At 48.7% G+C, this 20,887-nt stretch carries 15 protein-coding genes and 1 tRNA gene; 5 read left to right on the plus strand and 11 right to left on the minus strand.

Annotated elements, in window-relative coordinates:
- Positions 1-22: 22 nt before the first annotated feature.
- From DXC51_RS22915 to DXC51_RS22925, 3 genes are all read right to left on the minus strand, one after another.
- Complete coding sequence (locus DXC51_RS22915; RefSeq protein ID WP_025490454.1) at positions 23-1,513, minus strand: alpha-N-arabinofuranosidase; 1,491 nt, start codon at positions 1,511-1,513, stop codon at positions 23-25.
- A gap of 235 nt (positions 1,514-1,748) precedes the next feature.
- On the minus strand, positions 1,749-2,699 hold the full coding sequence (locus DXC51_RS22920) for a family 43 glycosylhydrolase (RefSeq protein ID WP_025490453.1): 951 nt from the start codon (positions 2,697-2,699) through the stop codon (positions 1,749-1,751).
- A gap of 281 nt (positions 2,700-2,980) precedes the next feature.
- Positions 2,981-4,336 (minus strand): MATE family efflux transporter, encoded by a 1,356-nt coding sequence (locus DXC51_RS22925; protein WP_025490452.1) that lies wholly within the window; start codon positions 4,334-4,336, stop codon positions 2,981-2,983.
- A 225-nt stretch (positions 4,337-4,561) separates the two neighbouring features.
- On the opposite strand from DXC51_RS22925, the gene DXC51_RS22930 reads away from it, so the two are divergent.
- Entirely contained in the window at positions 4,562-5,935 is a 1,374-nt protein-coding gene (locus DXC51_RS22930) for an MATE family efflux transporter (protein WP_117531130.1), read from the plus strand.
- Positions 5,936-5,994: 59 nt separating this feature from the next.
- On the opposite strand, the gene DXC51_RS22935 is transcribed toward DXC51_RS22930, so the two are convergent.
- A complete protein-coding gene (locus tag DXC51_RS22935) occupies positions 5,995-6,885 on the minus strand; it encodes a hypothetical protein (RefSeq protein ID WP_025490451.1) in 891 nt (296 codons plus the stop codon).
- 598 nt (positions 6,886-7,483) lie between these two features.
- Between DXC51_RS22935 and DXC51_RS22940 the strand changes: the two genes are divergently transcribed.
- Together DXC51_RS22940 and DXC51_RS22945 are read left to right on the plus strand one after the other, a co-directional pair.
- The gene (locus tag DXC51_RS22940) at positions 7,484-7,855 is read left to right on the plus strand and encodes a BlaI/MecI/CopY family transcriptional regulator (RefSeq protein WP_278336993.1); all 372 of its coding nucleotides are present in this window, start codon (positions 7,484-7,486) and stop codon (positions 7,853-7,855) included.
- Positions 7,852-9,186 carry a M56 family metallopeptidase gene (locus DXC51_RS22945; protein WP_147331884.1) on the plus strand — a complete coding sequence of 445 codons (1,335 nt, stop codon included), beginning with the start codon at positions 7,852-7,854 and terminating at the stop codon, positions 9,184-9,186. The genes DXC51_RS22940 and DXC51_RS22945 overlap by 4 nt, the downstream gene beginning before the upstream one ends.
- Positions 9,187-9,302: 116 nt before the next feature.
- On the opposite strand, the gene DXC51_RS22950 is transcribed toward DXC51_RS22945, so the two are convergent.
- Entirely contained in the window at positions 9,303-10,112 is an 810-nt protein-coding gene (locus DXC51_RS22950) for a hypothetical protein (RefSeq protein ID WP_025490447.1), read from the minus strand.
- 353 nt (positions 10,113-10,465) lie between these two features.
- Between DXC51_RS22950 and DXC51_RS22955 the strand changes: the two genes are divergently transcribed.
- A tRNA-Arg gene (locus DXC51_RS22955) sits at positions 10,466-10,539 on the plus strand.
- A 155-nt stretch (positions 10,540-10,694) separates the two neighbouring features.
- Here the strand turns inward: DXC51_RS22955 and DXC51_RS22960 are convergent.
- A complete protein-coding gene (locus DXC51_RS22960) occupies positions 10,695-12,863 on the minus strand; it encodes a glycoside hydrolase family 95 protein (protein WP_025490446.1) in 2,169 nt (722 codons plus the stop codon).
- 81 nt (positions 12,864-12,944) lie between these two features.
- On the minus strand, positions 12,945-16,205 hold the full coding sequence (locus DXC51_RS22965; protein WP_025490445.1) for a DEAD/DEAH box helicase: 3,261 nt from the start codon (positions 16,203-16,205) through the stop codon (positions 12,945-12,947).
- 252 nt (positions 16,206-16,457) lie between these two features.
- On the opposite strand from DXC51_RS22965, the gene DXC51_RS22970 reads away from it, so the two are divergent.
- Positions 16,458-17,054, plus strand: a complete 597-nt coding sequence (locus DXC51_RS22970) for a uracil-DNA glycosylase family protein (RefSeq protein ID WP_025490444.1) — start codon at positions 16,458-16,460, stop codon at positions 17,052-17,054.
- Positions 17,055-17,153: 99 nt separating this feature from the next.
- Here the strand turns inward: DXC51_RS22970 and DXC51_RS22975 are convergent, their stop codons facing one another.
- From DXC51_RS22975 to DXC51_RS22990, 4 genes are all read right to left on the minus strand, one after another.
- Complete coding sequence (locus tag DXC51_RS22975; protein ID WP_025490443.1) at positions 17,154-18,401, minus strand: ABC transporter permease; 1,248 nt, start codon at positions 18,399-18,401, stop codon at positions 17,154-17,156.
- Positions 18,398-19,342, minus strand: coding sequence for an ABC transporter ATP-binding protein (locus DXC51_RS22980; RefSeq protein ID WP_025490442.1), 945 nt, complete (start codon positions 19,340-19,342; stop codon positions 18,398-18,400). The genes DXC51_RS22975 and DXC51_RS22980 overlap by 4 nt, the downstream gene beginning before the upstream one ends.
- Before the next feature lie 184 nt (positions 19,343-19,526).
- Positions 19,527-20,282 (minus strand): hypothetical protein, encoded by a 756-nt coding sequence (locus DXC51_RS22985; RefSeq protein ID WP_025490441.1) that lies wholly within the window; start codon positions 20,280-20,282, stop codon positions 19,527-19,529.
- Positions 20,272-20,799: an RNA polymerase sigma factor gene (locus DXC51_RS22990; protein ID WP_021638843.1), complete on the minus strand. Its 528-nt coding sequence runs from the start codon at positions 20,797-20,799 to the stop codon at positions 20,272-20,274. Before DXC51_RS22990 ends, DXC51_RS22985 begins: the two co-directional genes overlap by 11 nt.
- Positions 20,800-20,887: the final 88 nt, after the last annotated feature.

The raw sequence follows: 20,887 nt of genomic DNA on the forward strand, positions 1-20,887 counted from the left end.
GCTCCTGCCTGCTTTCCTTTGCTTAACGGATGCGAAGCAGTACCACGCTTGATGCGGGAACGCTGAATTTCACGCCGTTTTCCGTAATCTCATAATTGGTGAATTCCACTTCCTTCACGCGATCCGGTTCTTCAAAGGTGTTATAGGCATCCATTTTTTCCGTAAGGATGCTGGCAGTAACACTGGAGGGCTTCAATTCTGCAAAGCTTACCTCCACCTCGCTCTCCTCCGTCACGGAAAGGTTATTCAGAGTCAGGTTGACGGTCCCGTCTGCGGATACGGATACGGATTCATGAAGGGAAGGAACGCGGATTTCATCCTCTCCCACTTCCTTCAGCCCTTCAATATAGCTTTCCACCAGATCCGCATCCTGATGGTATTTATACATATGGAATACATGATAGGTGGGAGTCTTGAGCATTTTAGGGCCTTCCGTCAGGATTACGGACTGCAGTACGTTCACCATCTGGGCGATGCAGGCCATCTTTACCCTGTCGCAGTGCTTGTTGAAAATATCCAGCGTGATTCCGGCAACCAGTGCATCACGCATGGTGTTCTGCTGATATAAAAAGCCCGGATTTGTGCCCGGCTCCACATCGAACCAGTCGCCCCATTCGTCCACGATCAGGCCGATTTTTTTCTCCGGATCATACTGATCCATAATCGCGCCGTGACGGGTAACCAGTTCTTCCATATAGAGGGCCTTAGCCATGGTTTTAAACCAGGTTTTCTCGTCAAACTTTGTTGCGCTTCCCTTTTCATCCCATCCGTCCGGATGTACGTAATAATGCAGGGAAAGACCGTTCATGAGACGGGACGGTGTGGGCGCACAGGTATCCAGCACCTTTTCGGTCCAGTGATAATCAGCCACGTTAGGGCCGCCGCACACCTTATAAATAGGGGCGTCCTGATGATACTGACGCACATAGGTCTGATATCTGCGGTAAAGATTCGCGTAATACTCTGGCGTCATGTTACCGCCGCAGCCCCAGTTTTCATTGCCTACGCCGAAGAAATCAATCTTCCAGGGCTTCTCATGGCCGTTCTGCTTTCTCAGATCCGCCATAGGGGATACGCCTTCAAAAGTAATATACTCCACCCATTCGGACATTTCCTGAACCGTACCGCTGCCCACATTGCCGTTTACATAGGTTTTGCAGCCCAGCTGCTCACACAGTTCAAAAAACTCATGGGTTCCGAAGCTGTTGTCTTCAACGACGCCGCCCCAGTGGGTGTTGATCATCTTTTTCCGTTTTTCTTTAGGCCCAATGCCATCCTTCCAATGGTATTCATCAGCAAAGCAGCCGCCCGGCCAGCGCAGTACCGGAATCTGCATTTCCTTCAGCGCTTCCACCACGTCCGTTCTCATGCCGTTCACATTGGGAATATCCGAGTTTTCCCCTACATAGAGGCCTTCATAAATACAGCGTCCCAGATGCTCGCTGAAATGTCCGTAAATTTCCGGATTGATGTGTCCCTGTTTCTTCTTTTCGTTGATGAAAATTTTTGCCATTGCCTTGTTCTCCCTTTTCTTTTTATTCCCGTGAGCAACGAGCCAAGTATCCATGCTTGCATGGATATTTGGCGACTGCCGCGAGGGTCAAATACCCCGTTGCTTGCAGCGGGGTATTTGATTTTACACGTGTAGCGTGTCCGGCTGCTTTTCCCGGGCTTTACCGCCGCCGGCGCCGGAACAGCTGCCCCGCAGTTTGTAACTGGTCAGGCAGATCTGAATTGCCGCAGTTTGTTTAGCGGTAAGAAAATACCGGTTTTCCTTCTTCACTCCACTGTACCTTCATAAGCATGGTATGACGGTTGGGATTGTACAGCGGATCGCCTTCAATGACAGCTTCCTTCCTGGCATGATAAACGCAGATATCGCCGCCTTCTTCATCCGTGGTAAAGGAATTATGCCCCGGCCCGTAAATTTCAAGGGCTTCATCGGAAGCCAGCACCGGATACCGTTCCTTTGTCCAGGAAGCCGGATCAAGGAGATCCGCGTCCTCAGAAGCGCTCAGCATGCCCATGCAATAGCAGGCTCCGGTAGCGCTGGCGGAATAGGTGAGAAAAATCCTGCCGCCGCGTTTGATTACGGCCGGTCCCTCATTCACCCAGAAATCTACTCTCTCCCAGTCATAGTCCGGTGTGGTAAGCAGCACCTGCACGGTTTCCAGACGGTTCGGCGCAGCCATACGCGCTATGTACAGATTGGAAATCATTTTGCCCACGCCCACTTTTTCCGCCCAGACATAATAATGGCTTCCTTTGCATTCAAATACCGTGGCATCCAGTGAAAAGGCCCTGAAAGAAAATTCATCCTCCGGCGCGCACTGCATTTTCCCTAGCTCCTTCCAGGTACCGGTTATTGGATCCGCATCCGCACATTCCAGCACATAAGGACGGATTGCCCAGATATTTTCCGCTTCGCCCGCCGCAAAATACAAATACCATTTTCCTTCCAGATAATGCAGCTCCGGCGCCCAGATGTGGTACGACATGATGCCGCTTTCATGCTTCTTCCAGACAGTGATTTCTTCAGCGTCCGCAAGCCCGGCCAGACTGTCCGCCCTGCGCAGGATGATTCTGTCATAAGCAGGCACGGATGCGGTAAAATAATACATACCGTCCGTATGGCGGCAGATATACGGGTCCGCCCGCTGCGCAATCCAGGGTTCATTGAATTTAAGCTGTTTCTCCATTTTTTGCTCCCATCCGTGCGCTCTGGCGCACATGACTAAAATTATACAGGAATCAGTCTGCATTCATGATGCATAATTTAGATTTTATTAAAATAATTGAGTTCTCTCTAAATTATATAATTAATGCCTGCATTTTGCAAGTCAGAAAATAAATAAGTATAGAAAAAAAGTAACAGTTTGGCCGAAGGCTGAATTGTTACAAAAAAGCAGCCTCCACCCATCGATGGAAGCCGCCCGTTTTTTCAATCGGTTTTGGCAGTATAGCTCCGCCGTATTTCATATCAGGAACTCTGTAAGGCCTTCATTTTTTTCATCCGCAGATAATAGCTGGTTACCAGGATTACGTCCGCCCCGATCCAGGCAAGAATTTCCGCATAAAAGATACCCTCCTCCCCCAGGAACACAGGAAGCAGAATTGCCGTGCCGGTTCTCATAACAAACTCCGCAATGCCGGAGGCCATGGGAAGCAGCGTATCTCCCATCCCCTGCAGGGCCGAACGGGTAACATGCAGGACATAAAGGATAGGAAGGAAAACACTCATGATAGCCAGGTAATGATATGCGATATTCATCGTCACCGCCACATCCTCAGGCGAACCGGAAATGAAACAGCCCAGAACCGCCTTGCCGAAAAGGAGCATGGCCGCCGCAATCACGGCAGACGTAACCATGGCCACGATCAGCGCGGAGCGCATTCCCTTGCTGATACGGTCTATTTTTTTTGCGCCCAGATTCTGTCCCACATAGGTAACCATGGCATAACCGTAAGAGGTGGCCGCCACCTCCAGAATGCCGTAAAGCTTATTGGTTGCCGTAAAGCCGGCAATAAATAATACGCCGAAGCCATTGACTACGAACTGGACAATCATACCGCCCACCGCAATAATCGCATTCTGGAATGCCATGGGAAGCCCCAGCTTCATCAGGTACAGGCAGAGAGTCCCTTCCATTTTGAAGTCCTCCCTGGTAAAAGCCAGCACCTCCACCCGGCTGATGGCAAGAAGGCAGAAAATTCCGGAACACAGCTGTGCGATTACCGTCGCTGCCGCCGCACCCTGAATCCCCCAGTGAAAGCCCAGTACAAACAAAAGATCCAGCGCCACGTTTATCACCGCGGCCACAATCATGGCATACAGAGGAGTCCTGCCATCACCCAGCGCACGCAGGATGGACGCCAGAATATTATAAGCCATCACCACCGGAATCCCGGCAAACATGATGCGCAGATATTTCAGCGAATCATCAATGATCGTATCCGGCGTCTGCAGAAGCTCCAGGACCGGCCTGGCCAGAAACTCACTCGCTACAAGCAGCAGCAGTGAGGTAAGAATTGCCAGCAGGATGGAATTGGCCACCGTCTTGCGCAGCCTCCGGTAATCCCCTGCACCGAATTCGTGGGACATTTTTATGGAAAAGCCCTGGGTAAAGCCCTGAATGGTTCCCAGAATCATCCAGTTCAGCCAGTCCGCCGCCCCCAGTGCCGCCAGCGCCCCGACCCCCAGCGCCTGTCCCACCACCATGGTATCCACCACGGTATACAGCTGTTGGAAAACATTCCCTATCATCAACGGAAGGGAAAAAGCCAGGATAAGCCTTAAGGGCTTTCCCTCCGTCATATTCTGAACACGTGCTGCCATTTAAAAACCTCGTCTTTCTGATGTGTTATCTATGCAGCGCCCCATAGGATACAGGCCCTTCCCCCACACGGCTGCGGTATCTTCAGCTACCGTAAGCTGCAAAGAGAACCCGCACTGCCGTCACGCTTCCGGGCAAAAGGAAACCTGCACCGCCTTTACAAAGGCAAAATGCAAGCATATAATCACACTATAACAGAAATTATAAAAAAACAAAAGAGGCTGATTATGATTCCCGAAAATACAAAAAATGATTTTTCCAAAGGCAGCGTAGTTAAAAATATCGTCTCACTGGCACTTCCGATGACCCTCGCCCAGCTGATTAACATTCTTTATAATATCGTTGACCGTATGTATATCGGACGCATCCCTGAGCATGCCACGCTTTCCCTTACCGGACTGGGGCTTTCCATGCCCATCATCACGGTAGTCATCGCTTTTGCCAATCTGTTCGGGATGGGCGGCGCGCCGCTTTGCTCCATCGCAAGAGGCAAGGGGGATACTAAGGGCGCGGAAAAAATTGTAGGCAACGCCTTTACCATGCTTTTGTGCACCGGGCTGCTGCTCACCATCATAGGGCTGCTGTTTAAAAAACCTCTTTTATACGCCTTCGGCGCCAGTGACGCTACGTTTCCCTTTGCAGACAGCTACCTTTCCATTTACCTGCTGGGCAGCGTCTTTGTCACCGTAAGTCTGGGAATGAACAGCTATATCAATGCCCAGGGCTTTGCCCGGGTGGGTATGGTCACCACGCTCATCGGCGCTGTGCTGAATATAATTCTCGATCCCTTTTTTATTTTTACACTGGGTATGGGAATTCAGGGGGCGGCAATCGCCACCGTTATCTCACAGTTCGCTTCCGCAGCCTGGACCGTGCGATTCCTTACCAGCCCGAAGGCCATCCTGCGCATCCGTGTATCCTGTATGCGTCCCTGCGGCAAAACCATCCGCGATATCACCACTCTGGGGCTGTCCAATTTCATGATGGCAATCACCAACAGTATTGTGCAGGTGGTATGTAACGCCACGCTCTCCATCTACGGCGGGGATCTTTATGTAGGCGTCATGACGGTTATCAACTCCATCCGCGAAATCGTCTCCATGCCTGTGTCCGGCGTTACAAACGGCTCCCAGCCTGTTATCAGCTTTAACTACGGCGCGGATAAATATGATCGGATAAAAACGGCCATCCGTTTCATGGCCGTCAGCTGTATCGTTTATACTACCGCAATCTGGGGTATCCTGCACCTGTTCCCCGTCTTTTTTATCCATATTTTCAATACCCAGGCGGATTTGGTGGAAGCGGCAGTCCCCTCCATGCAGATTTATTATTTTGGTTTTTTTATGATGTCCCTGCAATTTTCAGGCCAGACTGTATTTCAGGCGCTGGGGAAGGCGAAATATGCTATTTTCTTCTCTGTGCTGCGTAAGGTTGTCATTGTCGCCCCGCTAACCATCCTGCTGCCCAGATGGATTACCCCTGCCGTAAATGGCGTATTCCTGGCGGAACCCATCTCCAACTTTATCGGCGGCACTGCCTGTTTTGTTACTATGCTGATTGTTGTCCGGAAAGAACTTAAAATGGCGGAACAGAAAGAATAATATTTTATCCCATTACTGAAAAAAATATTAAGAAGCATCCGTTGGTTATAACCAGGGATTTACTCAGGCAATGGAAAATAAACATAATCCAGCCCTGATTTTTCAACTATTTCTTCAAATTCATTAATGGCTTCCTCCACATTTTTTGTCACGGTAAAAAATCCTCTGGTCTTATGGGAATAATGCAAATTAGAAAAAATCTGATTATTCTTTGCATACTCTGCTTCGATATCAAAACTTGGCAGTAATATATAAGTATCTAAGGAAATGTCAGTGCTCCCTATATGAACCGATGATGTATTATCCAGGAAGCCTATCACTTTAAGTTCTAAAGGATAGCCTGCATAAAGCACGGTAATTACGTCACCAATCTGATACAGTTCCAGATAATCATATCCCAAAAGAACAGGAATTCTATTTCCATTGTACAAAAAGTCTGATGCAGAAAAGGCGTTTCCACGAACAACATGGGCCTGCAAGGATAAATCCTCCGTAAAGGCCTTCTCGCTGATTAAGGCTCCCTTTATGTTGGTAATATGTATGATACTTCCATCTTCTGCTTTTGCCCTCTGATTTATGAATGATTCTAGTTCTTCTTCAGATAAAGACCCGTAACCGGGAATAAAAGAATCCCCATTTGGATAAAGTCCCACATATTGCAGCAGTACGTCATGTGCTTCAATATATCGGAAATTATCCGCGCTGTTAAATTCTTCAAGCAGTTTGACATATTGTGCGAATGTATTTTCACGATGCAGTATCGTCCTAAACCTTTCATGTCCCGGCTGGCCATAATTATCTTTAACTTTATAATTCAGACAGGTGCTGTAATCAAAATTATAATTGTCAACAGGTTCGTTAATTTTTCTTTTAGCATAATATGTAACTGTAAGCATACAAAATAAAAATAATAAAAAGGCAGTAACCGCAATAATCATTTTACTTTTCATAATTCTCCCGTTTTTTCCTTGGCATTTACAGGAATTGATATAGTGCCGCATAAACAGATTAAAGTTAAGGCTAATGTAAACACTTTTCTTTTTTTATACATACTTTTACCCTAGAATTAATTATAAATGCATTCTTTTATACCAACCAATTAAACAGACTACTTACTTGTCTTCTCTTTTTTTTACATTATCATATATATTTGTACCAGTCAATATATGATTACATGTTTATAGTCTTTTTTTAATTTTCGTTCCGGTTCGATATAAAGCAAACCAATGACACCCGATACGGAGAACTTTTATAATTCAAATACTATAAATTTTTACACAGCTTTATCGAAAATAGCTACACTTACTATCGGATAGCACAAAATACCAGAACCGTTACAATGCCCTCTTTACGCGCGCATGGCATCAGAGTGAACAACTGAGACTTGTTTTTCCGCAGATAAAATTGGGGCCGAAAAAACAATTACGCGAAGAACTGAATACTGGTTGACATATTTAAATTTTGTCTATATAGTTAATATAGATTACAAAAATGTAGTCAAAATATCCTATGTATAATACAATTGATTGTTTTGAAAGGACGAAAAATATGAATTTACTCAGTTTAAGCCCTGCTGAAGCAGAAATCATGGAATTATTATGGGAGGGAGGGGAAAAAACAAACCGAGAGCTGCTGTTTTACCTGAATACAGACGGACGCGACTGGAAGCGTCAGACTCTTAATACATTGCTGACACGGCTTATTGCAAAGAATCTGGTGAAAAAAAACGGTCACAAATTTATGGCTGAAATTTCAAAACAGGAGTACAACAGTGCCCAGGCACAAAGTGTTTTGGAAACAATGTACAATGGTTCTCTTGCCAATTTTATCATGACGCTTACCGGAGGAAATCAATTATCAGAAGAAGAAGCAGCGACTCTGCGAAAACTTCTTAATGAAAAAGACGGTGAGAAGGAGTGAAGACCATTTTCATTATGTCACTGACGGGCAGTATAATAGTAATAGCCATTCGGTTACTAAAACCATTTATAAACAAGTATGGCTTAATTGAATGGCAGGCATTGTTGTTAAAGCTTTCTGCCGTCTTTTTTATGATTCCGATGCCATTTATGAAATGGTTCTATCAGGGACTGCGGCGTTTGTTTATTCCAGAGAGTTCTGGCCAATCCGATGCTATTCTAATTACAAGAAAGCATGCCGCAATACTGTTATCCGATACAAAATGGGTGGTAAATATCCCGGGGAAAATATACATGGAAATTGTGGTTATCTGGTTAATAGTGGCTTTCTTTATCCTGGTTAAATATATTTTGCAATACAAAAAATACAAAACCCTGATTTTTATTGAATTCCCGAGAGTATCAGATAAGGAACTGTTTGCAATGTTAGGCAGTTTACAAAAAGAAACAGGAATAAACACCAAAATCCAGTTATATATAGACCCTTTTAGAAAAGAAGCCTTTTCTATGGGCATTCTTCATCCTCTGATAGTGCTGCCTGCAAATATGGATAAAGATAAATTGAGATTGATTCTTCTCCATGAGCTCATACATATAAAAAACAAAGATTTACTGGTAAAGGGAGCGGCATTGCTAATTCTATGCATTCATTGGTTTAACCCGCTTGCCTATTTGCTTTTTAAAATGATAAATGAATCAAACGAAATTTGCTGTGACAAGAAAGCTTCGAAAACTTTAAGCAGGGAAGAATGCCGGTTATATTGCGAGTTAATTATTGAAATGGCGACAAGTAAACAGAAGCAAATTTTATTTATTTCACCGTTAAAAGGAGGTTACAAGGAAATGAAAAGAAGACTCACCTATCTGATGAATGAAAATTATGCACCCAAAATAGTGAAATATCTAACTTGTTTTATTTCTATATTTCTTGTTGTCAGCTGTTCAATGACTGCATTAGCTTATGGAGAACCGATTGAGGTGCTGAAAATGGTCGGCCAGGAAGAGAATTTGGAAGAGCAATTTGATGGCTTTACGCATTTAGATATTGCATTTGCAGAAAATGGTGTTAGTTTACCGTTTGAACTAAATGAAAAGATTTTGTTTCAAGAGCAATTTATAGATGAAAACGGCAACATATCTGAGGCGGATAAAACTGTCAGGAACTCCTGTTCCCACTCTGTCACTGTTGACGGAACTTATCAAAAACATGAATTACATAATGACGGGAGCTGTAAGATTAAAAATTATAATGCAAAGCGATGCAAGGAATGCGGAACTTTGATTATTGGAAATTTTATTAGCGAAGCCTACTATCCGAAATGTATTCATTAACTTATCGTCAGCCATACTGTTATTAATAAAGAAAAAGCTATTGTGGATCCGGAAAGTCTAATCCTTGCAATAGCTTTTTCCTTTTCCCGTTCTCTCCCCGGGTTAAACGCATCCGCCTACCTGTCCACTTCCGGCTTCTCCCGGTAGGTCTTCATAAACTGATCCAGATATCCCCTGCTCAGCCTTTTGCAGATGTAATGGCCCTCTTCCTTTTCTATGATCCCCGACTGCTTCAGATAATTGATAATCGCATTCAGGCACATAATATTACCGAAGGATGAGGTAAGGATGATATTCAGATCCTCTGATTCAATCCGGATCAGGTTACGGAAGGAGGCATAAAAATAATCCTTCATCTGCTGATACTCCAGGGGCCGGAAAGGAATGAATACAAAATCCGGGGTAATGGAATACAGATGCCTCGTCACCTCGTTAAAAACACTTTCCCCTTCCCTGTTCGTATCGATCTCCATTAAAACAAAAGTGTTCAGCCGGGAATAATAAGTCAGTATCATTTTGATGAGATCACAGATATATAAAAGCAGGGAATGCTCCAGCCCCATGATATTCTCAAAGCAGAGCACGGTTCTTTTCCTGGTGCAAAGCTTAAGCACCGTGTATTTTATTTCATCCGTAAGCTGGGTCTCATCCGCAGAGTTCATGGAAATCAGGGGGATGCTGCCCTCCAGCTCCGGAGTGGTGAGTATGTAGGCGTTAATGTCATTGGCAAATGACCTTATCCCGTAGTTCCCCTCTCCCAAAAGGGAAATGTTGATGACATTCTCACACTGCTGACAGAAGTTCTGGATGACCCAGGACTTTCCCAAACCTCTGTTTCCTGAAAGGATTGCCGCCGTAGACTTTCTCGCTTCCTTATAGCATTCCGTCAGCTTGGTCAGTTCTTTGGTATTCAAATGGATTGGCATGATGTCATAACTCCGCTTCTTAACATTTTCAGCTGCTCCCTCAGTTTATGGTAAATACGTATTTCCTCTGAAAACCAGAAAAACCAGCCGATTCATATATTATTGTCCCATGGGTATGCAAGCGTGTCAAGAAAAATTATTTACGGTATTTTGTACGCAGTACGATATTTTCCATCAATAAAACGCGCAATATCTGCCGTAATATTCCAGACAATGAAATATTGTAACCGTACAGATAACCAGCCTGTATCGTTATACTTTTTTTATTTTTATTTTTTCTTGTAACCCTATTGACATTCTCTTCCACATCGGTTAAAATATAAAACGTTGCCGGAGTTAATTGGTAACAAAATGTGCGCGTAGCTCAGCTGGATAGAGCGTCTGACTACGGATCAGAAGGCCGGGAGTTCGAATCTTCTCGCGCACGCTGTTTAAGGCTGCAGAATTTTTATTCTGCAGTTTTTTTATTGCTGCAAATATGGAAATTAACCTGGCTGATATCCTGCATCCATCCGCCTGATTTCAAAAGGGCCTTCCATAGCCGCCGGCAGTTACCGAACGGCTCGGAAGGACCATTTTTATTTATTTTGCTTCTTCCCTATTGTAAATCCTATGCGCTTCTTCCTTTCCATCCTTCCAGGAGATATCCACACATTTTCTTCCTTTAATGCAAAGCCCCTTCACATAGCCATCCTTAAACTGCCTGGGCAGCGCCGGAAGCAGCTTCACCTCTCCGCCCCTGTCCTGCACCAGCATGTTGGCAATGGCAGCCGTGCCGCCGAAATTCCCGTCAATCTGGAACGGCGGATGGGCGTCCCAGAGATTGGGATAGGTGGATCTGGTGAGCAGGGTGCGCAGGTAGGCATAGGCATTTTCCGAATCCTCCAAAATGGCAAATACGTTGGTGATCCAGGCACAGCTCCAGCCGGTATGCCCGCCTCCGTTTTCCAGCCGGTGCTTCAGGGATATCCTGCAGGCCTCCGTCAGCTTTTCATTTCCTGCAAACAGCTCTGAAGGGAACAATCCATATAAATGGGAAATATGACGGTGGCCGGGTTCCGGTTCTTCATACTCCTCATGCCATTCCAGAAGCTGTCCGAAGCTTCCTGTCCGAAAGGGGGCCAGGCGGGGCAGCTTTTCCCTGATTTCATCCAGCAGGGAATCCTGTGTGCCCAGAATTTCACAGATTTTCATGTAGTTCCCAAATACCTCCCGCACAATGGCCATGTCCATGGAGGAAGCATAGGTTACGCTTGTGGTCTGTCCGTCAGGAAGGCGGAACTGGTTTTCAGGAGAGGTGGAGGGACAGGTCACGTATTCGCCCTGATATTCCACCAGCCAGTCATTCAGGAACAGCGCGGCCTCCCGGATAATCGGTGCCGCCACCTCCTTCAGATAGCGTTCATCCTGGCTGTATTCATAAGCGCGGAACAGCTCCTGGGTCAGCCATGCGCCGCCCATGGGCCAGTATGCCCAGTTCACGCAGCCGTCGCCGCCCTCTGTCTGTCCGGGAAGCAGTCCCACCGGATTGGTATTCCCCCAGAAATCGATGTTATGATGCGCCACAAAACCCCTGCAGTGATAGTTAACGGAAGCCGTTTTCTTTCCTTCCTCACAGATTTTTTCCATAAAGCGGAAATAAGGCTCCGCACACTCTCCCAGGTTGCAGCTCTGGGCATGCCAGTAATTCATCTGGGTATTGATATTGATCGTCCAGTTGCTGCTCCAGGGAGCGCGCAGCTCCCAGCTCCAGATTCCCTGCAGGTTGGCGGGAAGGCTTCCTTCTCTGGAGGAAGCGATGAGCAGATACCTTCCGTACTGGAAAAACAGGCTGTAAAGGCCATTGTCCTCTTCTCCCTTTTTTAACAGCTCCAGGCGTTCATCCGTGGGAAGCGCCTTCTGCTCTCCCAGATACAGCTCCACCCTGCCGTAAAGCGCTTCATAATCCCGGATATGCTCCGCCTTCAAAGAGTCGTAGGAAGCATTTTCGGATAAGGCCGGCTCCTTTACCGCCGATAGAATGAGGACACAGACGGATGCGCCGCTTACACGGATCCTGTCCCCTGTATTTTCCACAAGGCCGTCGCATTCCAGAATGCGGACAGCTGCCGTAAACGCTTTCCCCCTGGTTCCCTGAACCACCGAATCCTCACGGAGGGGAATATAGGAAGGGTCCACATGCTCCGGACATCTTCCTGCGATTTCAAGTCCCCCCTTCTTTGCCTCGCAGGTGTGCTCCAGTTCGGAGGCAAAGGACATGGTAAAATCCATCGCCGCCCGATCCGCCTTCAGACGGATGCAGATGGCCCTTGCCGGATAGCTGGCAAAATACTCTCTTTCATAGTGCGTGCCGCAACAGCTATAGGCTACCCGGGCACATGCATGATCAATATCCAGCTCTCTGCGGTAATCCGCTGCCGCAGTCTCCCCTTCATAGGAAAACCGGAGGCTGAGGCTGCCCAGGGGCAGGTAGGATTCATTGAATTCCCCCAGCATGCTTTTCTGGATCAGACGTTCCGCTTCTTTATTTTTTCCTGCAAAAATAAGGCGGCGCACCTCCTCCAGCTGCGCGGCTGCTCCCGGGTTGTTTTTGTCCTTATAATAGCCCGACCACAGGCTTTCTTCATTTAATCCCAGGATTTCCTCGTCGGTCCCGCCCTTAATCATGGCGCCCAGGCTCCCGTTTCCAATGGGCAGGCTTTCCTCCCATTTTTCTGCGCTCCTTACATACCACAGCTTCATTTCATTCATCGTCCGTACTCCTTTTTATTCCCGCAGGTATCCGGCCAGGCGCAGGCTTGTCTGCCTTTTGCGGCCGCAGCGGGTCTTTGGCTATTTTAAAATTTCCATCAGCTCTTCCCTGGTAAAGGATGCCCTTCCCATTTCCTCCCCGCCCAGAATGCTGTCCGCCAGCGCCTTCTTTTTTTCCTGAAGGGCTGTTATTTTTTCTTCTATGGTGCCCTTTGCAATCAGCTTATAAACGGTCACCACGTTCCTCTGGCCGATACGGTGCGCCCGGTCGGTGGCCTGGTTCTGCACAGCCACGTTCCACCAGGGATCAAAATGAATCACGATGTCCGCCGCCGTCAGGTTCAGGCCTGTCCCTCCTGCCTTAAGGGAAATACAGAAAACCTGCGTGTCATCCCTGTTGAAGCTCTCCACCAGCTCCATACGCCTTACCTTGGGCGTGCTGCCGTCCAGCGTGTAATATGAAATTTTTTCTTTGGCAAGCGCGCTCTTCAGCCGTTCCAGCATGGAGGTGAACTGGGAGAAAAGCAGCACCTTATGCCCGCCCTCCGCCGCATTGCGTATCAATTCCATACAGAGCCTTGTTTTGGCGCTGTCCCCTTCATAGCCGTCAAACAAAAGCCCCGGATCGCAGCAGATCTGCCGCAGCTTGGTAAGCTCCGAAAGCACCTGTATCTGCGTTCCCGCAAATTCCTGATCCGTCTGTTTGGTGAGCACAGCTATCAGACGCTGCACATGGGCGTCATACAGGCTGCTCTGCTCGCCCTCCATCACGGCCATCATGGGCTTTTCGATCTTATCCGGAAGGTCGGTGAGCACATCCTTTTTCAGCCTGCGCAGCACAAACGGACGGATCATTTTATGGAGGCGCACCGCGGTTTCCTCATCCTCCCTGGATACGATTGGCGTTTCCATCTCCTCCCGGAAACGGCTGTAGGAAAACAGGAAGCCCGGCATCAGGTAATCAAAAATGCTCCACAGCTCACTGAGCCGGTTTTCCACCGGCGTTCCCGTCAGCGCAAGCCGGAAGCCTGCGGGGACCTGCTTCACAGCCCTGGCCGCCTGGGTGGAATGGTTCTTGATAAACTGCGCCTCGTCGATTACCTCGCAGGCGAAATCCATGCCGGTATAAATATCAATATCCCGGCGCAACAGCTCATAGGAGGTGATTATCACACCTTTTTTCTCCCGTGCCGCCTGCTCCAGAAGCTGCTTTCTCTCCCCGGCCCCGCCTGCCGCCGCATAAACCGGAAGCACAGGGGCAAAGCGTTCCACTTCGCTTTTCCAGTTGAAGACCAGGGAAGCCGGACACACGATCAGCCAGGGCCGTCCCGGATTTTCCCCGCTCTCCTTCCACTCCGATAAAAGAAAAGCAATTACCTGCAGTGTTTTTCCCAGCCCCATATCGTCCGCCAGAATCCCGCCGAAGCCGTTGGCCTTCAGGGTTTTGATCCACAGAAAGCCCTGCTTCTGATATCCGCGCAGAATACCGTCCAGCTCCGGAGGCACCTCAAAATCATTGTCCTCCACGGTCTTCATATTCCGCACCAGCGCGCGGAAGCTTTTCCCCTTCTGCAGGGACAGGCCGCTGTCTTCCTTCAGGCTGCCGTCAAGATACATGGCCCGGTAGCGGGGCAGGCTGACTACGCCGTCCTCCATGGCAGAATCGGCTATCATCAGCTCCTGCTTCAGCTGTGCCAGCGTGCGGATCCCTTCATCTCCCAAATCCACAAAGCTGCCGTTTTTCAACCGGTAGTATTTCTTTTTCCTGTCATAACGGGACAGAATGGAAATCAGCTGATCCATGGGCATTTCTTCCGACTGCAGCGTAAGCTCCAGCAAATCCCCCGCTATGGATACGCCCACGCTCACATGCGGCGCGGGCAGCACGCGCATGGCTCTGACTGCATCGGAAATATATACCTCGCACAGCTCCTGCAGCCTGGGGATCCCTTCCTGCAAAAAGAGAAAAAGCCGCTCCTCATCCGAAGAGAGCACCATCTGACGCTTGCCGGGATCATAGGCGTTGAAAAATTCCCCCACCAGGCCCTTCATCAGCATTTCCCGCCGCGCATCCCGCCGCTCGGTCAGATCCAGGCTGTCAAACAGGTTATATTTTTCCTCCCCGTACACCGCGTAAAGCTCACAGGTCAGCAGATCCCTCTGGGGCGCGTCCAGGTAGATTTCAAAGGACGCCTCCTCCGGCAGGTATTCCTCCGGTGAAAAATTCCTCATTTCCACCTCAAAATGCTCCTGCAGGACCGGCAGCATGTCCCTGGCAAAGGCCGGAAGCTCCGTGCCTGCCACATACAGGCCGCTTTTGCCGAAGCTGTCCATATAAATCAGGAACTCCCTGATTTCCTCTATCCGTTCCCGATCCGTTTTCCATATGGTTCCCTCGTCGAAAAAGTACCCATACCGCTTCCCGGTCACCAGCTGCATCCGCTGCAGCTTTATGGAAATACCGTAAGAATCGCCGCTTATTTCCAAACGCCGCACCGGCTCCCCTTCCCGGAACGACCATTCCCTGGCAATCCCATCCGCCGTCTCTCCCATAAGCGGCCCTGCGCCAGCGGCATCCAGGAAATCATCGATCAGTTCCGGAGTGACATTCAGATCCCGTTTATATACGGTGGAAAGATAATTGCCCATATAGCTGCTGCCCTTGAGCAGCGAATACTGGAGAAAACGTACCAACGGCCTGCTCTCCGGGGTAAAGGCCTCCGGATGGTGGTAGAATTCCAGCTCCTTACCATAAAATACCTGTTCATTTCTGGCAACAGCATTCACGAAATCACCGATATTTTTCAGCACATACATCCGGGTGCATCCGATCTTAAATTCCACCCTCATGTTTTCCGCAGGCAGATAAAAATACGGCTCCAGCCGCACCCTGCCCAGAATATCCGGCTGCATCAGATTCACCTTGTCGCGGTAAACATACTGGTTGAGAATCCCGTCAAAGCCATAGGTTGAGGTTCTGGGACGGGGCGCCGCAGGAACCGCAGAAAGCGCGCGCGGCCGCATTCTCTGTTCCTTTCTTTCTTCTATATAATCGAGAAGCACAGCCACACAATGCTTGCAAAGTCCGCTGTAGCTGTAAAACGCCGGGCATTCACAGTCGCTTTCCAGAACTTCTCTGTAATCCTCATCTATTTTTAATTTAACATCGTACAGATTTCCATGGCTTCCGCTGACGCTGGCCTCCATGGATACCACCTCAAAGCCGTCCTCCAGCTCCTTTGTCCAGTGCAGATTTTGCACTGCTCCCCGCTGATTCAGATCATCTCCCTTGAGAAACGTAACTTTATGGCATTCGCGGCGGATATCGGTTCTGCTCAGCATGGCTTGCTTCCTTTCGTGATTTTCTCCTTTGTCAGGGACGGATTAATCATACCATTTTCATGCACAAACATCCACCAGAAAAATATCCTTGTTGGCATAAAATATGACATACTGTTGTCAGGTTTACCATGCTATAATTCAAATCATAAATACACCGGCCGCAGCCGCTTGATGGTATGCAGAACAGACGGCTGTGTATAACATTTCTTTAGAACTGTAAAAATACAATGGGGCCAACCTGGAGGATATCACATGAATATCAGAAAAGAACTGGAAAACGCCTTGGGGGCGGCGCAGCATATACAGCTGAATGATTTGGAACTTGACCCTCTGAAAATCAGGGCAATCCTGATAAATGAAGCGGTTCCCTGTGATCCTTCCCAGGATTTCTACGGCCGGCAGGATGCCGCCTACCTTTCAACAACGATACCATTGTTTCAAAAGGCAGGTTTTAAGGTCCAGAGTATCCAGGATATCCTGCAGTTGGGAATCTACATTACCAACGCGGTCAAAACACCGAAAACCGAGTATGCAATTGCCCGAAGCACCATAGAAGACAGCCTGCCCTATCTGGAAAAGGAACTGGCCCTGTTTCCCAATAAAAAAGTGATTATGCTTATGGGCGATGTGGCCAAAAAAGCCTTTAATATGATAACAAAAAAAGAGTCAAAGAAAAATGCGGTTCCTGCCGTTTCCACATATAAGCTGCGCAGCAGTGAAATATATTATAACGGCATCCGCATCATGCCGTCTTATATTATGACGGGCGGAAATATTCTGATTGAAAAGTCAAAGGTGGAAATGGCATCAGAGGATCTTGCCATTATGGGGCGGATTATTGCGCAGTAAAAAATCCCTGGATAACCGGCAGGTAACGGTTACCCAGGGAAAGAGATAATTCCAATAATCCCATTTCCCGAACAGCCTGTGGCTGTCCAGTTTTCCTTATTATTGCGAATGCCTGCAGTAGGACCAGGACGCCGCCGCAAGAAATACCGGAATTTCAATCAGTGATGCCGCTGCTATCACATAAGGGGACCATACGCTGAAATTTCCCAGGTGGAGGAAATTGAAATCCGTCATTTCTCCCGCAAATCCCCCCAGTATACTTACGCCGCCGGAGGGCAGAAGGCATCTCAGCCAGGATACAGCGTTTCCGGAGGATGCCATATAAAGGATGATGGGCGCCAGGCAAAACAGCAGGGCCAGGGAAAGGGCTGTGACCGTATTTTTACAGCGTGAGGAAAGAAACAGCGTAAAGCTGATGGTGGCAAGCAGGCTGGCCCATCCCGCGGCCGTCACCGCCAGCTGCAGCTGCCCGATGTTCATGCTGCCCAGGCTTACAGAGGAAAAGATAAGCTGTATGGAGGTTTTCAGCATATCCCAGCCATAAAAGCTGTTGGACAGCACCAGATACAGCGCCGCACAGCAAAGAAAGGCAGCCGATGTTATGAAAAGCGCTGACAGCAGCTTAATCACTGCCAGCCTGGCTTTTCCATATTTGGTGCACCGGAGGATGTCATCCGCCTGGGTCTGGTATTCCGCTGAAAATACCGGCGCAGCAATGACGGTGCAAAATAGAACCACCAGGAAAATCAGCAGCATCTGATAATCATAGGCATTCGTATTGTAGCCCGGATAGAACACAAAGGGCATTTTTACCTTCGCATATAAGGCCCTGGCCTTTTCCTGTGCAGCCGGGTGCTCCTTCTGCTCCAGCTTCATTAAATCATCCAGATGTGTGATGCAGCTTTCATAATAATGATCCAGCTGCTTCGGTGCAAGGTCTGTCAGCCCTGGCGCCATGCCGGTTTCCGGATCTGCATAGACCTCGGTAATCCGCGACAGCAAAGGAGCTATGGGGAGGATATTTTCCTGATAAATACCGGGAGACAGCTGATAGGTATAGGCTTTTCCGGAATCATTAAGCGTTTTCTGCGCCGTTTCCAGCACATTTCTCAGCTGCTCCTGGGTGATCACGCCGCCCAGATCCGCCTGTGCGTCCCTGACCAGCCGTATAGCAGCCATGCCTTTGACCTCGGTCTGCTCTATACCGTCCAGCCCGCCGATATAGCGGGATTCAAAAGTGACCGGCAGCCATGCCATGATTCCGGAAAGTGCCAGCGATGCCGCCAGCAGCAGCCAGGTGGTTTTCGTCCTGAGGACCCGTTTGATTTCCAGAGTAAATAATTTCATCTGCCGCTTCCTCCTTTTTTTCCTGGTTTCTTTATCCCGGATTCTTTTTCCGCAGCAGCCTGATCCTCAGGATACATTCCCTGCGGGAACAGCCACAGATACAGATCCTCCAGCCTTGGCTCCAAAGCCACGGCGGTTTCCGTTTCCGGCTCTTCGGAAAGATAACGGATCGTTATCCGGCCGTCCGGTTCATTCTTCAGATTGACGATGCGAAGGCGTTTTTCACAGGAAGGAAGCTCACGGGCCAAAATCGTGCTGCCCCAAACCTTCCCCTTCATCCGCTCCACCAGCTCCTGCGTCGTCCCGGTTTCAATAATGCGCCCGTCCTTCATGATGGCGTTCTGCATGGCAATATATTCCACATCCGGCACAATATGTGTGGAAATCAGGACGATCCTGTCATGGGCGAACTCCGAAAGCAGGTTCCGGAAACGCACGCGCTCCCCCGGATCCAGACCGCTGGTAGGCTCGTCCAGAATCAGGATTTCCGGCTCGTTCAGCAACGCCTGGGCAATCCCCACCCTTCTTTTCATACCGCCAGACAGCTTGCTTATCTTCTTATTCCTCACCTCATATAGCGTCAGTGTTTCTAACAGCTCAGCTATTTTTTTATTTGTATTATTTACAGTCAGCCCTTTCAGGGCCGCGATATATTCCAGATAATCCTTTACTGTAAACTCCGGATAAAAGCCGAATTCCTGAGGCAGATATCCGAAAATATCCCGGTATGCCTCCCCCAGCGCTTCTATTCTGATGCCGTCATAGGTTATCTGTCCTGAACCTGGCTTTAAAATACCAGCTATCATACGCATCAGCGTTGTTTTTCCCGCGCCGTTGGCTCCCAGAAGCCCCCAGACGCCGGGACCGATCCGCAGGCTCACATCATCCACTGCTTTTTTATCTTTAAATTCCCTGGATATATGCTCCAAGCATAATTCCATTTCCATTCTCCTTTCCGTTTACCGCTTATAAATCCATACCACAGAACGCATAGTAACAGTTCAGCCTTCGGCCGAACTGTTACTGCATCCGCCCATTAGAGTCGCCTTCGGCGAGGGGCGGACGCCTGATGCCTCCACGTTTTCTCACGGTCTGTGCAGTGAATGCACAGACCGGCCTGAACGGTTACAGCGCATACCTTTTTTGGATAAAACGGCATTGCCGTGCCCCAAAGGCCAGCAGGCAGAGACAGATACCGCCCCAGCCAAGGCTGAAGTTCTGCCGGAACACCACCGGGCAATACTCGCCGGCAGCCAGAAAAAGAAGAAGAAGCGCAGCGCACATTCCCGCACAGCCCGCACAAAACCGTTCCGGCCTCACATGGCCCAGCAGATAGCATAGCCCCGCCGCCGCAAGAAGAAACGGCACAAGCAAATATAATACCGCGCCGCTCCGGCTTATGGCGGTACTGCGCACCGTGTACCAAAATACGCAGGAAAGAACTGCCGCATCCCCCAGCCCCGCAAGAACAAGCCATGCTCCTGTCAGCCTGCCCATGGACATCCGCGTGGCGATTTCAGTTTCAAACATCCGATAACGCAGGGAACGCCATAAAAACGGTACCGCCGTCATCACGATAAGAACGGATATACAACAAAGAAGCAGTGGGATTTTTTCCTGATTCACCACCTTCAGGCTGCCATAAGTAAAGGTCAGTACTAAGCGCAGCAGGCCAAGAAGCACACCCTGCATCAGCCATATTTTCCAGCCGTTAAACCGGATCTGCCGCAGCAGAAAGCCTGTAAAACCGATTCGCTCCCTGTGTTTTCCCCGGTACGCTTTATGCAGCGCTTCCGCTGTCATGGCCATCCGTTCGGCATCCGGTTCCCCGACGCTCTCCTTCAATGCCCTTCCCAGCTCTTTTTCCCAGTTATTTTGCATCTGTCTCTCCTCCTTCCTTCAGAATTTTCTTAAGGTACTTCAATGCGGCGCGCAGCCGCGATTGTACCGTCCGCAGCGGAAGCCCCAGGACATCGGCGGTTTCCCGCAGCGTAAGATCCTGGGCAAACCGGAGCAGCACGATTTCCCTCTGCTTTTCGGGCAGCCGTTCCACCAGCCGGGCGAGATCTGCCTCCTGCTCGGCCCGGTCAAATTCCCGTTCCGTATATACCAGCTCCTCCGGCAGGGCCTCCGGTTTCTTTTTCCGCCACATGTCCACACAGGTATTGGCGGCAATCTGATAAAGAAAGGCCTTGAACCTGCCTTTATGTACATACCGGTCAAAATGCCGCACCGCCTTTAGAAAGGTTTCCTGCGCCGCATCCTCCGCCGTTGCCTGATCCGGCGTATGCCATCTGCAGTACCGCAGTATTTCAGGGTAATAAAGGCTCACCAGCTCATCCAGCCCGCCGCTGTCCCCCTGTTCTATTTTTCTGAATATTTCATCTTCACGCGTCAAGTTTTTCCTCCTGAGGGCGTCCCCTCATAGATTGAAACGTATGGGAGGAATGTAAATGATTACTTTTTTATTTATTTTTTCAAAGCTT

Source organism: Eisenbergiella massiliensis (genome assembly GCF_003435485.1).